This window comes from Penaeicola halotolerans (assembly GCF_016464625.1).
Lineage (GTDB): Bacteria > Bacteroidota > Bacteroidia > Cytophagales > Cyclobacteriaceae > Penaeicola > Penaeicola halotolerans.
This window is the reverse complement of sequence record NZ_JAEAGO010000003.1, coordinates 17088-35345: the sequence shown is the minus strand read 5'-3', so window position 1 is coordinate 35345 and position 18258 is coordinate 17088. Positions and strand designations below refer to the sequence as shown.

The window sequence follows — 18258 nt, the reverse complement described above, 5'->3', positions numbered from 1 at the left end:
AGATCTGCCTTTTTGAAAATAAGATTTTGTAGTTTTAGACCTCACAATAAAGAAAAACATGAAAATGATTAATCTCTCAAGATGGATTTTAGGCTGCTCATTTTTAGGACTTGGCCTGGGCTTTTATGCTTGTCAGCCAAGTCAAGAGATGCCAGCAGATTTGTCTACATTTTTTGTAGGAGGGGATATGTCCTACGTCAATGAAGTAGAAGACTGCGGTGCAGTATATAGAAGCGAAGGAGAGGAGGTGGATCCTTTTGAATTGCTAGCTCAAAACGGTGGGAACATTATGCGTGTAAGACTGTGGTATGACCCTTCTGACTGGACTGCATATTCAAACTTTGAAGATGTAAAGAAAACCATCGCTAGGGCAAGAGCTCAAAACTTAAAGATTCTCCTAGACTTTCACTATTCTGATACTTGGGCGGATCCACAGCATCAAGTGATTCCCAAAGCTTGGGAGAATGTACCTACAGTAGCACTACTTGCAGACTCCTTGTATCAATACACGCAAAAAGTGCTGATAGCACTGCATGAAGACAATTTGCTGCCAGAATATGTGCAAGTAGGAAATGAAACGAATATAGAGATCATGCAGGACTCTGCTAGCATGGACTTAGTTAATATCGATTGGTCGAGGAATGTAACTTTGCTCAATAGTGGTATCAAAGCAGTGAAGGATGTAGAAGCATCAGTAGGTAAAGAAATCGGCATCATGCTGCACATCGCCCAGCCTGAAAATGCCTTTTGGTGGTTTGAAGATGCAATAGCCAATGGATTAGATAATAGTTTCGAATGGATAGGCTTATCCTATTATCCAAAGTGGTCTACTTACAAATCTGTGTCAGATGTTAGTCAAGCGTTAGATTCATTAAGAAGCTTATTTGACAAACGCATGATGATCGTAGAAACTTCCTATATCCACACCATGGCAGATGTGGACAATGCGCCAAATATACTTGGAGAAGATTCACTGATCGAAGGCTATGAGGCGAGTCCTCAGGGTCAACTAAGATATATGCAAGACCTTACAAGAGCTGTCATCAAGGGTGGAGGAGAAGGTCTTATTTACTGGGAGCCAGCTTGGATCAGTTCTTCTTGCCGTACCCTGTGGGGTCAAGGCTCGCACTGGGACAATGCTACGCTCTTTGATGGGCAAAATGGAAATGATGCGCTGCCTGCCATGAACATTAGCAATTGGTTGCCGAGATAATTCATTTGTTATTTACAAAAAAAAGGCTGTCAATCGATGAGAATGACAGCCTTTTTTGTATTAGAATAAGATTTAAAAAGCTCCAATTTCTCTCGCAAGTCCTTTGAGCATGTAAGGTGCCCATAGTGGTTCTTCAATAGCCTCTTTACTGTATCTGAAGCCTGTCTGTCCACCATTTCTGATATAATCAAGTGCCGCAGCTAGCCTCGGTTCAGTAGGATCTCCCCAGTTTTTGGTGACATCATCTGGAGCTAAGATATCGGCAGGTATCCCATCAAAGTAATCATCAAAGTCCAACTCATTGCGCACCGTGAAGTTGGTGGCATAGAAGATCAAATTACCTATCTCAAAAGGAGACTGTCCTACAGGCTTACCAAAAGAGTTGCTTCCGATCGTGATCACTTCAGATACTCCTGCCATCCCATTGATCAGCAACTCACTTGCAGAGGCTGTTCCGCCAGCTTGGATAAAGAAGAAACGCTCAAATTCAAAGTTGTAATCATTGTTGGTAAAAGGAACGGTGAAGTTATTCTCAGACTTGTCTTCGTTATAGGTGAACTTCAGTATGGCCTTATTTCTAGCAGAGGCTGGCGCAATGGCATTGGCAAAGAAAACTGCAGTTTGGACTAGTCCACCGCCATTGTATCTTAGATCTATGATGATCTCTGTGATGCCTTCTGCTTTGAATCTATTAAACACAGTATTGAGCTCCTGTACTGAAGGCTGACGGAATGAGTTAAAAGCTACATAACCTACTTTGACTCCATCTATATCATAGACTTCATCGTGCAGCACTGTATTAGGTGTGATGACGCGCTTACCTACACTAACTGTTCTGATAGTACCATCTAGGTCTCTTACTTCAAACTCATTGACCACACCTGGAGTACTTGGCCCTATGGCTGCATTGAGTTGGCCACTAGAGATGAGAGAAGAAATCGTGCTGCCATTGATTCGGAGGATTTCGGTACCTCTAGTGAAGCCCGCTTCATCAGCGGGAGAATTTCTAAAGACTACCCCTAAAAACATACGTTGCTCTTGGGTCACAAAGGCAGAGTAGCCATGACCAGCAAAAGCTCCCGTAAGGACAGCACTTTCAAATTCCTCTATGGTCAATAAATAGCTAAATACATCTGGGGATACCATGAGGTCATTGACCATCTGATCAAAGCTGCTATACTGGGCAGGATTCACATCTCTGCGCACTTGGTCATTGTACAGGTACTCTTCATTGAATACTCTCAGGATACCTGATTTGATTACACTTTGATAGGCTGGCCCCCCTATAGTACTTTCTTCATCTAGGTCTTTGCAGCTCATAAGGCTTGTAGACAAAATCAAGAGGCTCAAGCCAAGGTAAAATATCTTTTTCATAGTCAATTAACTTATCTCAACATCAACTAAATATACGAATTGAATGTTATCTCGGTGAGTGCAAGACTGAAAAAATAGCAAGCCTGTAGAAATATTTATGGTTTCATGAGGTAATCCTTAACCTTTTTTGAGACGTATAGTTAAAGCGATATGGAAAAAACAACTGCCAAAACTGCTAAAGAGAAGAAGAGCCCAGAAGCTCAGATCAAAGAAGCTTATATAACCTATTTATTGGAGCATGGACAAGCACCAGCTTCGGTTTTTAAGTTTGCTAAACTCCTCAAAATGAAAGAAGAGGATTTTTATAATTATTACAATTCCTTCGAAGGGGTGGAGTCTGCTATATGGACAGATATTTTTGGGGAAACCAAATCGAGACTAGATCAAGATAAGACTTACATCCAATATAGTGTGAGAGAAAAGCTCTTGGCTTTTTATTTTACATGGCTAGAAGTATTGAAGAGTAACAGAAGCTACATTCAATACAGTTTGCAACAGATCAAAGAGAAGAAATCTTTAGACCCTACAGTACTGAAAGGATTCAAGTCAGCCTTTAAGCAATATGCAGAGGAGCTCATGTCTGAGGGTAAGGAGACGGATGAAGTAGTCGCTAGGCCAGTAATTAGTGACCGCTATGCTGATCTGCTTTGGATGCAAGCCATGTTTTTACTCAATTTTTGGCAAAAAGACACTAGTAAAGGTTTCGAAAGAACAGACGCTGCAGTAGAGAAAGCTGTTAATCTATTCTTTGACCTCATCGGTAAAAGTGCACTAGACTCTATGCTAGACTTTGCCAAATTTATCTATCAAAACAAATAATCGTGGGAAAAGAAGGAGTGAAAGAGCAGGGTAGTATCCCTACGAGTAAAGTACAAAGAGCGGCTAAGTTTATCTCCACAGGGGCTAAAGTGGGCGGTAATTATGTGAAGCATTATACCAAGAAGGTTTTCAATCCAGAGTTGAGTAAGGATGAGTTGCATAAAGATAATGCTAATGATATCTACAACTCTCTCAGTGAGCTGAAAGGCAGTGCGCTCAAGGTAGCTCAGATGATGAGCATGGACAAGAATATGCTGCCTAGAGCTTATCAAGATAAGTTTGTGATGGCACAGTACAGTGCGCCTCCTTTGTCTTACCCATTGGTCGTGAAGACTTTTCAGCAGTATTTCAAGCAAGCACCTTTGGATATATTTGACACGTTTACTAAAAATGCTGTAAATGCAGCGTCTATCGGTCAAGTGCATCAAGCGACTAAGGGTGATCAAAAGCTCGCTGTGAAAATACAATATCCTGGAGTCGCTTCTAGTGTGACTTCCGATCTAAAGCTTGTAAGACCCTTTGCGCTTCGTCTGCTTAATATGAATGAGAAAGAACTCGATCACTATATGGAGGAAGTGGAGGAGCGTCTGCTAGAAGAAACAGATTATAAGCTAGAGGTAGAGCGAAGTATGTCTATCAGTAAGGCGTGTGCTCATATACCGAACTTATTTTTTCCTAACTATTATCCAGAATTGTCTGCTGAGCGCGTGATCACGATGGATTGGGTGGAGGGCTTACACCTCAGAGAGTGGCTCAAAACTGATCCTAGCCAAGAGATGCGTAATCAGATCGGACAAGCGCTATGGGACTTCTATGATCATCAAGTTCATACGCTGATGGAAGTACATGCTGATCCACACCCAGGTAATTTTATCATCAGAGAAGATGGAAGCTTAGGTGTTATCGATTTTGGTTGTGTGAAAGTCATGCCTGAATCTTTTTATAAAGGCTACTTCTCACTGATCAAAAAAGACTTACTCATCAAAGAAAGTGAGCTAGATCAGATCTTTTACGATTTGGAGTTTATCAGTGATAAGGATACGGACAAGGAAAAGCAGTTCTTTAAAGCCATTTTCAAAGAGATGATCTCTTTGTTAGGTCAGCCATTTCATGCGGATGAGTTTGATTTTAGTGATGATACTTATTTCAAGCAAATCTTTGATCTAGGAGATCGTATCTCCAATGATAAAGAGTTTAGAAAATCTAAGCAAGCTAGAGGATCGAGACATGGTCTATACATCAATAGGACCTACTTTGGTCTCTACAATATGCTCAATGAAATAGGGGCGAAGATCAAGACGACTAAACCAGATTGGTTGAAAAGCTAATCTAGCTTAAGTCACATGTAATAAGGTGCTTCCTATGCTGTTTTGAAGGGAGTAGAACCAAAAAAGGGAAGTGTGAACTTCCCTTTTCCTTTTATTTGAGGTTACCTGTCTTGCCTGCTTCCAATATTGGTAAGTTGGCTTCCGTTGGAATGTAAATGACTGTCTTGTCTCCCAAGTTATTTTGCTGTCTGACCCAGAGGTACTGGATATATTTTTCAGAGAGGCTGCCATTTTCTATTTGGATGGCTTGTGCCGCACCTTTGGCACGTTCGATTTCTGCCTCCGCATTGAGCTTTTCAGCTTCTAAGTTGGCGCGTGCTTCTTCTATTTTGATTCTACGGTTTTGCTCTGCCTTGGCAAACTCCGCCTTGCCTTCCATCTCTTGCTGCCAAACACGATACTTAGGGCAACCATAAAGTCCGAAACCTACAAAGGCAATGAGTAACCAACTGATGATGGTGCCGACCATGACACCTGCTACTTTTGTTTGCATGATAGTATAGATAGGTTAAAAATATAGGAGAAAATTACATCAAAATCTCAGATCAAAAAATGATTTCTTAGGAATTATCTGATTTGAGAGGTTTCATTTTTACTTTGTGATCGATGCGCATGACGCTCTGCTGGTAAAATTGCTTCATGTAGCGAGCACGGATCTGATCGATAGCTGGGCTTTTTCTTTGGTCTTTGTGATGGATGACTACGAGCACTTTGCTCTTTTCTTTTAGTGTGAGGCCTGTATTTTTATCTTTCCAGGCACCATCAGCATCATAGATTGTATAGCCTTCAGGTAATCTGATGCTGATTTCATTTTTTTCAAAGCTGTTCCACTCTGATTCTGAGATAGTTTTGTTGTTTTGAGAAAGCCCAAAGTAGAGTTCGGTCTTGATATAACGGTCCTCATTCTTTTCGCAGGCAGAGAAGATGAGTAGCGCACTAAAAAGGAAAAGTGCTACGAATAATCGGTTTAGTGTAAAAATTTTCATAACAAGTGGAAATATATAAAAAAAGCCCGAGAAAGTCACGGGCTTTTTTTGATACTAAACCTAAACAATAAACTTTTTGAAAATGAGGGTCAAGCGACCTTCAAACCCATCTGTAGAGATATACGATTTAAATAGGAGTAGTGGATTGTTGGTGATGGGAGGTTTATGCTATTTCTTTTATCTTCAAGAGTTAGGTTTTTAGCTATCTTGATTATCTATCATGAAGCCCTTTACCTTGGAAAATTTTTGTAAGGTTTTTTTCGATTCTGTCTATTCTTGTGGAGGATTGTTTGGCTTGTGAAAAGTGTAAAAGATAACCTTTTTGACGACCTGGTGTGAGTGCTTCAAATGCCTCTTGGAATCCCTCGTGTTGAGCGAACATTTCGGTCAATTCTTCTGGTATGGGTATCATCTCATTTGATTTTGGAACTTGAAGCCCTTGTTTTTCTACCTCGATAGCTTGTTGAATGAGTTCTAAAATGGTAGGAGTTGCTTTTTGGATTTGGTCTACACCGGTGAATTTGATCAGCATGCCTGAGTTGGAGTTTTCTCCCGCTTTATTGAGCAGTCCACTAGTGTCTTTGAGTAGGCTTCCCTTGAAGAAGCTGATAAAAGCACAATCCTTGAAGGCTGCTATCATTAAGACATTTTTATCCTCATAAGTGTAGCAAGGAGCACCCCATTTGATGGTTTCTGTGAGTGGAGTAGTTGTGACGATGTCTCGTAGTAGTATGAGTTCTCGCTGCCAATGTCTGGCTTTACAGTGATCTGTAGCGAAATGTGCACAGCGTCCGCAGCCATCTGCTAAATATCCTGAAATAGTCGTTTGCATGATGAAATTTAATCATTTCTCACGAAGAAATTTCGCCACCTGCCTTTCTAGAAGTTCAGGTATGCCTGGTTCTGCCTCTGAGAATATTTTCTCTCCATTGATAAAATAAGATTGTAATGCTTTTTGTTCATAAGGGTAAGAATCTAATTGATTAGCTTCATAGAAGATATTGGTACTATCATAATAAACAGGGAAAGAAAATTGTATTTTTTCTAAATCATTAGTTAGAGCTTTACTGCTTTTTGCATTTGCAAATACCCAGATAATATTTATTGTAGGATATTCTTTCTGCATTTTCAATAATGAATACTCTATCATTTTAGGAAATTGAAGAGACTTTTGAGATAAGTCTACATACATCGTTATTTTTTTAGGACAACTCATACAAGGAGCGGGGATCGAGTCATTTTGATTAATCAAAACTAGTTCAGGAGGAAAAACAATGGTTTCTGGGCCTTTCTCTTCGCATGCAGAAAGAAACCCTAAGAAAATGAGTAAGACAAGTATTTGCTGTTTCATGTTTTGAATGACAATTAATCAGTTTCCTTTAAAAGTTTCGCCACCTGCCTTTCTAGAAGTTCAGGTATGCCTGGTTCTGCCTCTGAGAATATTTTCTCTCCATTTATAAAATATGATTGAATAGCTTTTTGCTCGTTGGGGTATGTATCTAATTGATTGATATCATAGAAAATATTTGTACTGTCATAATATGCGGCAAAGTGAAAGTTTCTATTTTTTAAAGAATTAGCCACGTCTTCTCGTTTTTTTGGATATGCAAATACCCATACTATCCCTATTTCGGGATGTTGTTTCTGCAACTTTATCAATGTCTTTTCGCTCAAATATGCATAAAACAAATTCGTTTTAGTTAAATCTATATAATTCACCAGTTTCTTAGGACAACTCATACAAGGAGCAGGGATCGAGTCATTTTGATTAATCAAAACTAATTCAGGAGGAAAAACAATGGTTTCTGGGCCTTTCTCTTCGCATGCAGAAAGAAATCCTAAGAAAATGAGTAAGACAAGTATTTGCTGTTTCATCTCTTTTTAGTTTTTGACTTTGATAATGACAGGGTAGTCATAGGATTGTTCTGTCAATAGGCTTTTTTGCTCCGCACTCAACTGATCTTCGAGACTGGTCATTAGGGCAGATTGGTAAGTGATAAATGTCATGCCTTGATCATCTACAGCTATAGGGAGCATGAATGGATTTTCTTCATTGGAGTCTCCATCCCAATAATTGGTCTGTTGAGTATTATGATCATACCAAAGGATGCGTGTGAAAGAACCTTTTCCTCCTTGTATTCTGATATTGATAAGCGTTTGATTTTCATCAGCGAAGATTCCGTTCAACACAGCAAATCCATTTTCTTGAATGACAGGAAAGCTTTCCATGATGTCTTTTTTCCAAAAGTCACTCGGTAAGCTATATTGCTCGAAATTCAGTTTTAAAAAGGGCTTAATGCCTGATTGATTTACTTCATAAATGGTGTCATTGAAGATTTCAGTGTAGAGGATTTTTCCATTGGACTCGTAGAAATTGCGCTCTCCCATTGGCATCATCATGATCGTATAATCATTGGGTAAGTAGGTGGCTACTGAGTCGCCTTGGTTAGTTGTTTGATAGATCCTAGAGCTTACTATAGGTGAATTGTAACTACCTGAAAAAAGGAAGTTGCCCTCTGGTAATAATGTAAATGCACTGGCCAAGTAACCTGGTTGAAAAAGTGTGTCTGGTGAGCCAGTTTCATCAAATTTAAATACTGTAGTTTGATCCCCGATAGAGGAGAGGGTAAGAAGTTGTCCTTCAGCGTTGATTTGAAAGTCTTGGATATCTCGAACTTGCTTAGGTCCATCACCTACAGTAGCAACTGCCCCTAAGTATTGACCATCAATTCCAAAATGGTGGATGCGATTGCGGTCATTCATGTCTATGATATAGTACTGTCCTTCATGCATTTTTATTCGGAGATTATTACTCATGAGATTGTTTGCAGAGGTCTCCAGTGGGATGAGCTGTGCGAGCTCTAGTGTACTAGGATCAAACTGTGTCGCTTTAATCGACAGCTCATTTAGCTCGTTAGTAGATTGAGATTCTTTCTCAGATGAGCATGAACATATACAGACTGTAAGTAATATTAGATAGTGTTTTTTGAGGAGGATCTTCATAATATTTGGATTAGGTTGGCTTATATATGTTGTAAGATGCATAACTAAAAAGATAATTCAAAATCAAGGTATTTGAAATACGCCTCTTAGATAATTTTTATCATGATTTAAGCTTTCAACAAATCGGATATTATAGGCGGGCATTGTTTGACTAATAGGATTATCCATTTGTCAGTTAGGAATCCCTTTTTTTTATTTTTAATCTCCTACACAACTTGGATATTTGGAGCATGAAAGAAAGCACTGATGCCATAAAGCTTGTTCGCATCACCACCGTTCCTATTTCTTTGAAACTACTGATCACGGGTCAAGCTGCGTACATGCGTGCTCATGGTATCAACGTACAGCTTATCAGTGCTGATGGTCCAGAAGTAGCAGCAGTGGTGGCTCATGAAGGCTGTCCACATCATGTCATTCCTTTCACCAGACAGATTACGCTTTGGCAAGACCTCAAATGCCTGCTATCACTGATTCGTTATTTTCGTCAAGAAAGGCCTGATATCGTCCATACGCATACGCCCAAAGCTGGTCTTCTCGGGATGCTGGCTGCTTGGATCACCCGTGTACCATTGAGGATTCATACCGTTGCTGGTATGCCTCTGATGGTTAAAAAGGGGATAATGCGTCAACTCTTGCTCGCTATGGAGCGACTGACTTATGGAGCGGCTCATCAGGTTTGGCCAAATAGTAAGAGTCTGTATGACTTTATCTTAAAGCAAGGACTTGCACGTGCTTCAAAGCTGCAAGTGATCTTAAAAGGTTCGTCTAATGGCATCGATCTTAGTGCCTTTCAAGTAGCTGCTTTGGAGGCTAGCCGGTTAGCCGATATGCGCTTACAGTATGGCTTAGGTGCAGATGATTTCATTTTCCTCAGTGTTGGTAGGATGGTGACTGACAAGGGTATCCCTGAGTTGGTTAGGGCTTTTCAGTTAGTCAATATTCCCCATGCAAAATTGCTTTTGCTAGGGCCTTTGGAGCAGTCCTTAGATCCGTTACCTGAGGAAACCTTACAGGCTTTGAGTGGGGCAGACCCTCGTATCATTCATGTGCATTGGTCAGATGAAGTGGCGTACTTCATGGCGATGGCTGATGTGCTGGTACATCCTTCTCATCGAGAGGGTTTTCCCAATGTCCTACTTCAAGCGGGAGCGATGGCTTGTCCTGTGATCTGCTCGGATATTCCAGGTAATATTGACATCATCAGTCATGAAGAGACTGGGCTGATCTTTCCTGTGAAGCAGCAGGTAGCGCTAGAACAGACGCTAGAGGAGGTGCACCGCCACTATGATGCTGCTCAGATCAGGGCTAAGCGATTGCAAGAGCAAGTCTTTCAGTACTATGCTAGAGAGCGCTTTCATGCAGAGATCTTGAGACAATATCAGGTACTTTTGACCAAATAGCATCAGTATTCAGAGGCTATTGTAGTGATCTGTCATGTCAAAGAACGGTCAGTCGGCCGAGTATGGAAGCAAGATGGGCAATGAGACGCAATCCTCCAACTGAACGTGCGTTTTATGCGCTTTTTGCGCATTTATACACTTTTTGCGTTTTATGCGGAATATGCGGTTTTTGCGCTTTATGCGTTTTATGCGCATTTTGACACTTTATGCGCTTTATGCGTTTTATGCGGTTTATTCGCATGGTCAGACCCTTAATGCCCAACTATGTACCAAGTATCTCCCAAGTATCTCCCAAGTATCCCCCCAACCATCCCCCAAGTATCTACCCCTTATCTTGCTAAATAGTATTATGGATTCTTGGTTTTGTCTAATATTTGAAAGTTAAAAAAACGGGGAATTTCGAGGATTGCGAAAAATCGATTGTTTGTTTTTGTCAGTTTTACAAAATAATATTTGGCGAAGATTGAGGAGCTAAAGGTGAGTTATGAGTGGGGTATAAGTTATGGGTTATGAGTGATGAGTTATGGGTGCGGCCAGCTGACGGTATATTACCCTGTCAGTTTACAGTCATCCTACCAAAAGTGGCCGGCAAGGGCGAGCCACAAGCGAAGCTATCCAGTGCAATCAGTAGGTATCTAGATTGCTTCGGGTCAAGCCCTCGCATTTATCTCTTAAAGGGAGGATGACGTACCCCGCTTGCCTCCTGAAGGGAGGGTGATAAAACGGACATACGTATTTTAAAAGATGATTCATGACCTCGAAGCGGGTCGAATAAATAATTTGGCTAAAGCCTAATGGTCTCTACTCTATGATCTGAAATACTTACAGCTAAAGCAGGAGGCTATGAAATGGGGATATGTCCAAGCTATTGGGAAATGCCAGTCTCAAAAATCCTCTTTGGAAGCGAGGACTAGTTTAAGACGCCCTATTAGGTGTCTTTGCGATTATTTCTGTATCGATTTTTTACCTTGTTTAAATCCTAGTCTCCAAATGAGGTAGACAATGACCGCTAAAACGGAAACTTTAAAAATCGCCACTAGTCCAACTATTACAAATTCCATTATTCTAATCGTTTTGCTGCTAATTTTCGAATCTCACTATCCTCATCATTTAAGGCTATCTGATAGAGTGTTGAAGTGCTATTTAATTTGCTGACAGCTAATTTCCTCACTTCACTGTCAGGATCATTAAGTGCAACTGAGGCAAGTGCCGATTGAGATGCTAATCTTCTTACAGCGAGTTTTCTAAGTTCTACGTCCTGATCATTTAGGGCTACAGTAGCGATGGTTGATTGGCTACTAACTCTACCGAAGGCTAATGCTCTCATGTCTCTATCTTTGTCATTCAGCGCTATTGAGGAAAGGGTAGATTGAGAAGCGACTCTGCTTAAGGCTAGCTTTCTGATTTCAACGTCTTTATCATTTAAAGCCGCTGAAGATAAAGTTGATTGGCTGGCTACTTTACTTAAGGCCAACATCCTGACTTCACTGTCAGGGTCATTGAGTGCAGCTGATGAAATCGTAGACTGAGACATCGCTCTGCTCAAGGCTATCTTTCTGATTTCAACGTCTTTGTCATTTAAAGCCATATAAGATATGGCTGACTGGCTTATCAATTTGCTCAAGGCTAATTTCCTCACTTCACTATCCGCGTCATTAAGGGCTACATGCGACAGGGTAGATTGAGAATTCAATTCTCTTACCGCTTGCTTTCGGTTTTCACTATCTTCATCATTCAAGGCGGTGTAGGCCAGTGCTGATTGCTCTTCGTTGTTTACAAATTCAGCTTGATCAATATTTTTAGGGCTTCTATAGACGATGATCGTGTGTTTGCCTGTCCAGCAAGAGGAGAGGACCAACACAGGAATTAAAAAAATGAGTAGTTTTTTCATCATACAGCTTATGTTTAGCGATTTATCTAGTTGTCCAGTAAAAGTTCATCAAGGAAACAGGTGTTCTTCATGCTCTCGACTTTTTGGTAAATACAAAAATTTAATTGGTTTTCTATCTGTAAGATGTCCTTCTCAGTAGATATTTGATTTAACCCTTATAAAAATAGGCTATTCCAATAAGATATTCAAAAAGCTGTGTGTATTTTTTTGGTATTGAGAGGGTTTGAATAGAGGGGATATGTTGGTGGGTAGGTTACAGGCATTATAAATGCCAGTCTCAAAAATACTGGTTGTGAATGGGGGCTAGTTGGGAAGAAGCGTATTTTGAAGTCCCGCACATGCGGGATCAGCCGAGTATAAACTTTGATAGAAGCACAAAGCTTGATTTTACTACTGAACCGCCACTTTTGGGTAGGTGCTGTTATGGGCTTTTCTTCTTTCTATGTTCGGTTTATAAGATTTACGACTACATTGATCATCATTTCCTTTTCTTCAGGCTTACTTTCAGCAATTAACAAAGTCAAAGCAACCAATGCGCTTTCACTGATTCTTTTAGTACCATCTGGATAATACAAACTTTTGTTCTTTTCCAAATACCAAATAAATAGCCAGGCTGCAATTCTTTTGTTTCCATCTGAAAATGAATGATTTTTCACAACAAAATATAAAAGATGAGCAGCTTTTTCTTCTAAACTTCGATACAATTCTTTGCCATCGAATGTTTGATCGATAGCTGAAATTGAACTCTTAAAGGATTGGTCTTTTTCATTTCCAAAAAGACTTGACCCACCGAATCTTTTCTTTAATTCATCCACAGCATGTTTTGCTTCCTCGTAGGTTATTCTAAAAGTTGCTTGGATTGGGGTATCGGATAAACTTAATCTTTGATGGTCATAATCATCCAGAATATCCAAAGCAGTCGAAAATTCAGCTAAAACTTCAAATATACCTTTAGTCTGATCGTCTGAACCAAGACTTTGTATTGTTCTATTAACAAGTTTTATTGTTTTTTGAAGTTCGAGTAACCTCTTTTCGTTAAACGTATAGCCTTTTACCAGATGATCTTTAATGGTCTTGTTAGCCCAAATTCTAAAGAATGTACCCTTTTTGGAGTTGACTCGATAACCTACAGAAATAATCAGATCCAAATTGTAGATTTTTACCTGTCTCTTTACCGTTCTTTCTCCCTCTTGTTGAACTTGTGTAATTTTTGCACAAGTTGCCTTTTCATCCAATTCAGAGGTTTTGTAAATATTTCGGATATGCCTAACGATTGATGTCCTGTCAGTGCCAAACAATTCAGAAATCTGATATTGATCTAACCAAAGGGTGTTATTTTCAAGAAGCACGTAAATAGTAGGTGCGTCTTGACCTGACTGATAAATCACTATTTCACCTGTTTGCTTCATGAGCTATATCTGACCTAATTTCATTGCGTTGAGTTTTTGAGATCTTTGATTAAATAAACTTCTTGTCTTCTCGACAGCTGGAAAAAATTATCAATTGTACTTACTTTTCAAGAAATCTGTAATCTTTATTTCGAAATTAATATAGGGTGGGAAAATAGCACTTAATGCACCTAATATGCCTGACACAAATATGTTTGGGCTACATGCATCAACCATTATTTCGTTATTACGAAGGGTTATTTGGGCACCAATTATGCCAGATTTTTGAACAATTATACTTTTATGAGGCTTAGAGCCAAATGTATAAACTTTGTAATTGGAGAATTGACGTTGCAAAGTTAAAAGCAATTGATTGATGTCAGGTAACTGTCCTGCTTCAATTATCATATTTTCTATTTATTCCAAATCTTAATTTACGACTTAATCCTGAATTAGTTATGCTCTGGAATTGCATAATTGCCCATAACGGTTGGGTGTATGAAACGTAGCCAATGTAGAACTTAATAAAATGAACAAAAGATTAAAATTATTATAACGGTTTGCATATGGCTTGTAGCGGTTTCGAAGCACTTTCCTGTCCACCGAAACCTAAGTTGGCTACGAAGCGAAAACCTTGCTGGCAGCCGTTCACCCGCCATAAGCTATATGCTGTGTTGTGCCTAGTTTTTTTTCCATTCAATGTCCAATACATCTCGAAATCTATTGAGACTTGACTTTGATAGAAATCGAAATGCAAGTCCAATGAACAGAAGTCTAATGAATAAAATCTGTAGGATCACAACGACAATAAATATCGGTGAAAAATCTTCTGTCCCATTTATCAGAGCGATTATTAGTCCGATTACTGGAAATAAAAGAATAATGCTCAATAGCACTTTAAATACATTATGAATTTCAACTCTTACGTTTCCCTGGTCAGAACCAATTTCACCTGTCAGTACGCAGAAAGCACCACGTCCGATAGCTGAGGATATGATTTTAAATCTTGTCCCATTTATTTTTCCACGGAATGATTTGTCGGTGTATTGAGAAGTCACATTTTCAGAGGGTTCTGTTCTTCTTTTCAGTCTGTCCAAAGTCTCATCGTGACTGTCGATAAGTCGGAAGCTAATTTCTTTTGTCGGGAATATCTTCATTTTCAAATTAGGCACAACTTGAATATATGTCTGGAAAAACCAGACTTTAACTACCAATTATAACAAATAAGTCTGGTTTTTTCTCTCTACAAGTCTAAATCTTCTAATTGACTTATCACTTGTTGAATGGATTTTTGACTTACGTGTGTGTATATCTCAGTAGTTTTACTGCTATTGTGTCCTAAAAGCTGCTGAGTGCATATAAGATCATTACTACCTAGTGGGAACGATATTTTAGTGAGCAGGGTATAGGCATTAAAAATGCCAGTCTCGAAAATCCTCGTTGCAAACGAGGACTAGTGGGTACCCTTTCCACTTGCTTGATTGAACCATTGAACCGCCACTTTTGGGTAGGCGCTGTTGTGTGTGGTATTTCTAGTTAGGGTTAAATGTTATGTCATATCTTTTTAGATAATCTTCTATCGGTTCTAATCCCATTTCCTGTCTTCTTTCATTGACAGTTTCTGGCGCTTCTAAATCATACAATTTACCATTCTTCATTTGGCTTCCAAAAATTTGAGGTTTACCCTCATCCATTAGAATTCTATCTTTCATTAAAGCGTATTGTTCTTTGCTTAAGTCGCCATTTTTGACAGCTTTTTCAATGAGAGGAAAATACTTTATTCTATATTTATATTCAGTATGTTGTAATCCCAGCCAGATGGCATTCATTTGCTGTTGATTTACTTCATTTAAGGTCGGCATTCCACATTTTTCAAGTATACTTATGATCAATTCTTGATTTCTATGGTCTTCTTTTGCATACTTAATTAGGTTGTTCTCTCGTCTTATTTTTTGGTCACTTATATAGACTTCACTAAGTATTTGGCTTTTCTTATTGCAGTCAACTTCAACGTAGTCCACAGAACCAACATAAACAAAATTATCTCTGTTGATAAATAAAAATACTGATACTATCAATAATAGAGATATAAAAATGGTGAGGAATACTTTCTTCTTTTTCATTGTTTTAGTTTATATATATCACATATAACTTTTGGAGCTTGGCGCAGTGGCGGATTTCGGAGCATTTCAAAACGCAACCTACAATTCAATGAACCGCTGTATACGAGACCCGTACGTACAGTGGTGTGAGAGGCTCTCCCCGTCAGTATCTACTGGCGGGGCAGTCTACTCGATTGGGCATAGTGCTTCTTTTTTTTCGTCTAATTGTCGGTCTAACGTCTTGCTGTTCATATGTTAAAAAGTCATGTAATATTTACCTTCTTCAATTTTGTAAAAACCTAGTTTATTGTTTCCATACTCTTCTAATGTGTCAAGCGTTACGGGCTCGTATTTAGATAAAGCTCCACTTCTTTCAAGTTTTCCTTTAAGCCAAATACCAAAAATTTGTAAACTTTGCTTAGACCTTATGTTTTTGTAGTAATCACCTTGGGTTCGCATTGGAATAATGTAACCGTCATCTGTATAGGCTAAAAAGTCACCTTTAGGATAATAAACTTGAGAGTTTAAGTCATTACTTGCAATCAATTCAATTTCATACCAAGGTCTCGGAATTATTTTGCCGTTTTTTGTATTAAGTCTGCCTTTTCCAAAATAAACATTAAGGTTTGATTTTTCCATTTCTGCCACTCTTTCTAGTGGAAACTCGAATTTTGGAAGTGTTGCAATATTTATTGTTTTAGGGTCATACCTTTTCAAAGCATTCCAAAAATTCTCAACCGTTTTTAAAACTACTTTCTTCTTGCCTGGAACGGTTATTTCTGCTCTGTCGATTGTAATTGCATGAGTTGGAGAATAAAGGTCATTCAGAAACTTAATAACAGATTGTTTTTGATTTTTGTCTGAAACAGGGATTGTACATTCTATATTACCTCTTGTTCCACTTGATGAAAAATTGGAAGAACCAACATAGATGTTAGTATCTGTTTCTTGGTCAAACCAATAGACTTTTCCATGGTAACGCCTTCCGTTAGTTACATAAACGCCTGAACCATTCTTAAACTTCTTCAATTTTTCATTCAAGGCATTTGCAGCATCAAGTTTTTTAGAACTCAAGCCTTCATAAAACGCCATGCCTAAAAGTAGTTTAGAAATTCCACCTTTATTTGCGATTTTTAAAAATTCTGTTTCATATGCGTGTAATATATCTAAAGAAGCATAGCCCGAAGCAATACAAACATTTTTTGCCTTTGGAAATTCATTGTCAAGAATATCCCTAAAATCTCCTCCGTGATGTGATAAATTAGTAAACATTGGCTTTAACGGCTTCTAAAAATAATTTTATGTGTTTAGCAATTGGTAAAATTCCTGCTGGAGGAACTGAGTTACCAATTTGTTTTCTTACTTCTGTTATACTTCCTTCAAATACAAAGTCGTCTGGATAACCAAATAGCCTTGCTCTTTCTCTGTTTGTTAATGGTCTTGGCTCGTCAAAATGATAACCCCAAGTTCCACCACCGCCCGCAGCAATTATTGTTGTAGATGGCTTGTCTGGGTGTAGTCGTCTATAAACATGGGAAATCATGCCTTTAACATAATGAGGAGAACTTTTTGGAATGTCTGTGAAATTGCCACCTGGTGGAATTAATTTTAATTTTTCAATTGTACTTTCCTGAATATTTTGATGTTCGTTGTTGTGTTTAACTTTATGTGCTCCTTTTAATGCTTCTTTTGCTGAAACATAATTTGTTGGTGAGTGAGTAGGAGATGGTATGTCAAAAAATGTATCTATGTCTTTTCTAACACCAATTATCAGAACTCTTTCTCGTAATTGTGGTGCTCCATAGTCCGCAAAATTTATTAAATATGGTGTTGTTGTATATCCATATTTGCCTGTTTCCGAAAAGTCTTTAATTATTTGTTTTATTGCCTGTTTTTTATTGGCTGTCAAAATACCTTTTACATTTTCTGCTACAAACATCAAAGGGTTTTTTAAAGAAACAATTTCCACAAAGTTTCTATAAAGATTGCCTCTATCTGTATTAATTCCTCCTCGTTTCCATATCATTGAAAAGTCTTGACAGGGAAAGCCTCCTATAACCAAATCAGCATCTGGAATTTGTTTGTAGTCTAATTCAGTAATGTCACCATGAACAATGTGATTTCCGATATTCTTAGCGTATGTTTCGCAAGCCATTTTATCAAAATCATTAGCCCACTTTATATCAAAGCCAGATAAATGAAAGCCTAAATCCATTCCGCCACATCCTGAAAAAAGAGAAATCATTTCAATTTTATCAGGGGATTTTCCTTTTTTAATTTTTGGTAAAGGAGTCTCAAATCGCAATTGAGGTTCTTCGACTATGTTTTCTATTTTCATATTAGAATTTTATTTCTCCTTGTTTGATGTTTTTTAATTTAAAATACTTGGCTTTTTCCTCCGCAAGTTTTAAAACATTTTTAGGCTCGTCATAAGAATAAATTATTTCAGCAATTTTTTCGCTGTAGTACTCTTTTTCGAGTTCTTTTATGTCTAAAGAAAAAGTTAAAGCAAGTTTAGGTAGTATTTCAGCTGGTATATTTCTCTTGCCATTCTCAATCTTAGAGAGTGTCGATTGGTCAAGGTCTAAAGCGGCAGCCAACTTTGTCAAAGTCATGCAACCCTCAGTCCTTAGTTTGTGGATATATTCACCAAATGTTTCTTTCATGTTCTTGAAAATTACGCCTTGACATTTTTGTCAAAAATACAAAAAAGTTCTTTCTGTCAAGTTTTTTTGTCTTCAATTATAATTTCTT

The 18258-nt window shown here is 38.5% G+C and carries 18 protein-coding genes; 4 read left to right on the top strand and 14 right to left on the bottom strand.

Translation table 11 applies throughout. The features are described 5' to 3' along the window. The first annotated feature begins 58 nt into the window (after positions 1 to 58). Complete coding sequence (locus I5349_RS07745) at positions 59 to 1213, top strand: glycoside hydrolase family 53 protein (protein ID WP_226390188.1); 1155 nt, start codon at positions 59 to 61, stop codon at positions 1211 to 1213. Between the two features lie 72 nt (positions 1214 to 1285). On the opposite strand, the gene I5349_RS07740 is transcribed toward I5349_RS07745, so the two are convergent. Then, positions 1286 to 2587 (bottom strand): S41 family peptidase, encoded by a 1302-nt coding sequence (locus I5349_RS07740; protein ID WP_226390187.1) that lies wholly within the window; start codon positions 2585 to 2587, stop codon positions 1286 to 1288. A 150-nt stretch (positions 2588 to 2737) separates the two neighbouring features. On the opposite strand from I5349_RS07740, the gene I5349_RS07735 reads away from it, so the two are divergent. Both I5349_RS07735 and I5349_RS07730 read left to right on the top strand, forming a co-directional pair. Further along, positions 2738 to 3406, top strand: a complete 669-nt coding sequence (locus I5349_RS07735; RefSeq protein WP_226390186.1) for a TetR family transcriptional regulator C-terminal domain-containing protein — start codon at positions 2738 to 2740, stop codon at positions 3404 to 3406. A gap of 2 nt (positions 3407 to 3408) precedes the next feature. Then, complete coding sequence (locus tag I5349_RS07730; protein ID WP_226390185.1) at positions 3409 to 4734, top strand: ABC1 kinase family protein; 1326 nt, start codon at positions 3409 to 3411, stop codon at positions 4732 to 4734. Between the two features lie 91 nt (positions 4735 to 4825). On the opposite strand, the gene I5349_RS07725 is transcribed toward I5349_RS07730, so the two are convergent. From I5349_RS07725 to I5349_RS07700, 6 genes are all read right to left on the bottom strand, one after another. Continuing rightward, complete coding sequence (locus I5349_RS07725; RefSeq protein ID WP_226390184.1) at positions 4826 to 5227, bottom strand: hypothetical protein; 402 nt, start codon at positions 5225 to 5227, stop codon at positions 4826 to 4828. Positions 5228 to 5294: 67 nt separating this feature from the next. After that, entirely contained in the window at positions 5295 to 5720 is a 426-nt protein-coding gene (locus I5349_RS07720) for a DUF3574 domain-containing protein (RefSeq protein ID WP_226390183.1), read from the bottom strand. Positions 5721 to 5931: 211 nt separating this feature from the next. Further along, positions 5932 to 6552, bottom strand: coding sequence for a YdeI/OmpD-associated family protein (locus I5349_RS07715; protein WP_226390182.1), 621 nt, complete (start codon positions 6550 to 6552; stop codon positions 5932 to 5934). Between the two features lie 12 nt (positions 6553 to 6564). Beyond that, entirely contained in the window at positions 6565 to 7071 is a 507-nt protein-coding gene (locus I5349_RS07710) for a hypothetical protein (protein WP_226390181.1), read from the bottom strand. 14 nt (positions 7072 to 7085) lie between these two features. Then, positions 7086 to 7595 carry a hypothetical protein gene (locus I5349_RS07705; protein WP_226390180.1) on the bottom strand — a complete coding sequence of 170 codons (510 nt, stop codon included), beginning with the start codon at positions 7593 to 7595 and terminating at the stop codon, positions 7086 to 7088. 6 nt (positions 7596 to 7601) lie between these two features. Continuing rightward, positions 7602 to 8723 carry a DUF4934 domain-containing protein gene (locus I5349_RS07700; protein WP_226390179.1) on the bottom strand — a complete coding sequence of 374 codons (1122 nt, stop codon included), beginning with the start codon at positions 8721 to 8723 and terminating at the stop codon, positions 7602 to 7604. Between the two features lie 230 nt (positions 8724 to 8953). Here I5349_RS07700 and I5349_RS07695 point away from each other — a divergent pair, with 230 nt between their 5' ends. Next, positions 8954 to 10123: a glycosyltransferase family 4 protein gene (locus I5349_RS07695; RefSeq protein WP_226390178.1), complete on the top strand. Its 1170-nt coding sequence runs from the start codon at positions 8954 to 8956 to the stop codon at positions 10121 to 10123. A gap of 1060 nt (positions 10124 to 11183) precedes the next feature. Here I5349_RS07695 and I5349_RS07690 read toward each other — a convergent pair. From I5349_RS07690 to I5349_RS07655, 7 genes are all read right to left on the bottom strand, one after another. Next, complete coding sequence (locus tag I5349_RS07690; RefSeq protein WP_226390177.1) at positions 11184 to 12017, bottom strand: hypothetical protein; 834 nt, start codon at positions 12015 to 12017, stop codon at positions 11184 to 11186. A gap of 437 nt (positions 12018 to 12454) precedes the next feature. Next, positions 12455 to 13423, bottom strand: a complete 969-nt coding sequence (locus I5349_RS07685) for a virulence RhuM family protein/type II toxin-antitoxin system death-on-curing family toxin (protein ID WP_226390176.1) — start codon at positions 13421 to 13423, stop codon at positions 12455 to 12457. 659 nt (positions 13424 to 14082) lie between these two features. Continuing rightward, on the bottom strand, positions 14083 to 14559 hold the full coding sequence (locus tag I5349_RS07680) for a hypothetical protein (protein WP_226390175.1): 477 nt from the start codon (positions 14557 to 14559) through the stop codon (positions 14083 to 14085). Positions 14560 to 14934: 375 nt separating this feature from the next. Then, entirely contained in the window at positions 14935 to 15525 is a 591-nt protein-coding gene (locus I5349_RS07670) for a DUF6624 domain-containing protein (protein ID WP_226390174.1), read from the bottom strand. Between the two features lie 234 nt (positions 15526 to 15759). Continuing rightward, positions 15760 to 16776, bottom strand: a complete 1017-nt coding sequence (locus I5349_RS07665; RefSeq protein WP_226390173.1) for a restriction endonuclease PLD domain-containing protein — start codon at positions 16774 to 16776, stop codon at positions 15760 to 15762. Beyond that, the gene (locus I5349_RS07660; RefSeq protein WP_226390172.1) at positions 16766 to 17842 is read right to left on the bottom strand and encodes a DNA cytosine methyltransferase; all 1077 of its coding nucleotides are present in this window, start codon (positions 17840 to 17842) and stop codon (positions 16766 to 16768) included. The genes I5349_RS07665 and I5349_RS07660 overlap by 11 nt, the downstream gene beginning before the upstream one ends. Position 17843: 1 nt before the next feature. Continuing rightward, on the bottom strand, positions 17844 to 18170 hold the full coding sequence (locus tag I5349_RS07655; protein WP_226390171.1) for a helix-turn-helix domain-containing protein: 327 nt from the start codon (positions 18168 to 18170) through the stop codon (positions 17844 to 17846). Between the last annotated feature and the right edge of the window lie 88 nt (positions 18171 to 18258).

Bases quoted from the DNA above. Each gene is read 5' to 3' on its own strand.
- I5349_RS07665 (WP_226390173.1), bottom strand. From the start codon at position 16,776: ATGTTTACTAATTTATCACATCACGGAGGAGATTTTAGGGATATTCTT.
- I5349_RS07695 (WP_226390178.1), top strand. From the start codon at position 8,954: ATGAAAGAAAGCACTGATGCCATAAAGCTTGTTCGCATCACCACCGTT.
- I5349_RS07735 (WP_226390186.1), top strand. From the start codon at position 2,738: ATGGAAAAAACAACTGCCAAAACTGCTAAAGAGAAGAAGAGCCCAGAA.
- I5349_RS07680 (WP_226390175.1), bottom strand. From the start codon at position 14,559: ATGAAGATATTCCCGACAAAAGAAATTAGCTTCCGACTTATCGACAGT.
- I5349_RS07745 (WP_226390188.1), top strand. From the start codon at position 59: ATGAAAATGATTAATCTCTCAAGATGGATTTTAGGCTGCTCATTTTTA.
- I5349_RS07720 (WP_226390183.1), bottom strand. From the start codon at position 5,720: ATGAAAATTTTTACACTAAACCGATTATTCGTAGCACTTTTCCTTTTT.
- I5349_RS07715 (WP_226390182.1), bottom strand. From the start codon at position 6,552: ATGCAAACGACTATTTCAGGATATTTAGCAGATGGCTGCGGACGCTGT.
- I5349_RS07740 (WP_226390187.1), bottom strand. From the start codon at position 2,587: ATGAAAAAGATATTTTACCTTGGCTTGAGCCTCTTGATTTTGTCTACA.
- I5349_RS07710 (WP_226390181.1), bottom strand. From the start codon at position 7,071: ATGAAACAGCAAATACTTGTCTTACTCATTTTCTTAGGGTTTCTTTCT.
- I5349_RS07660 (WP_226390172.1), bottom strand. From the start codon at position 17,842: ATGAAAATAGAAAACATAGTCGAAGAACCTCAATTGCGATTTGAGACT.
- I5349_RS07670 (WP_226390174.1), bottom strand. From the start codon at position 15,525: ATGAAAAAGAAGAAAGTATTCCTCACCATTTTTATATCTCTATTATTG.
- I5349_RS07700 (WP_226390179.1), bottom strand. From the start codon at position 8,723: ATGAAGATCCTCCTCAAAAAACACTATCTAATATTACTTACAGTCTGT.
- I5349_RS07655 (WP_226390171.1), bottom strand. From the start codon at position 18,170: ATGAAAGAAACATTTGGTGAATATATCCACAAACTAAGGACTGAGGGT.
- I5349_RS07725 (WP_226390184.1), bottom strand. From the start codon at position 5,227: ATGCAAACAAAAGTAGCAGGTGTCATGGTCGGCACCATCATCAGTTGG.
- I5349_RS07690 (WP_226390177.1), bottom strand. From the start codon at position 12,017: ATGATGAAAAAACTACTCATTTTTTTAATTCCTGTGTTGGTCCTCTCC.
- I5349_RS07705 (WP_226390180.1), bottom strand. From the start codon at position 7,595: ATGAAACAGCAAATACTTGTCTTACTCATTTTCTTAGGATTTCTTTCT.
- I5349_RS07685 (WP_226390176.1), bottom strand. From the start codon at position 13,423: ATGAAGCAAACAGGTGAAATAGTGATTTATCAGTCAGGTCAAGACGCA.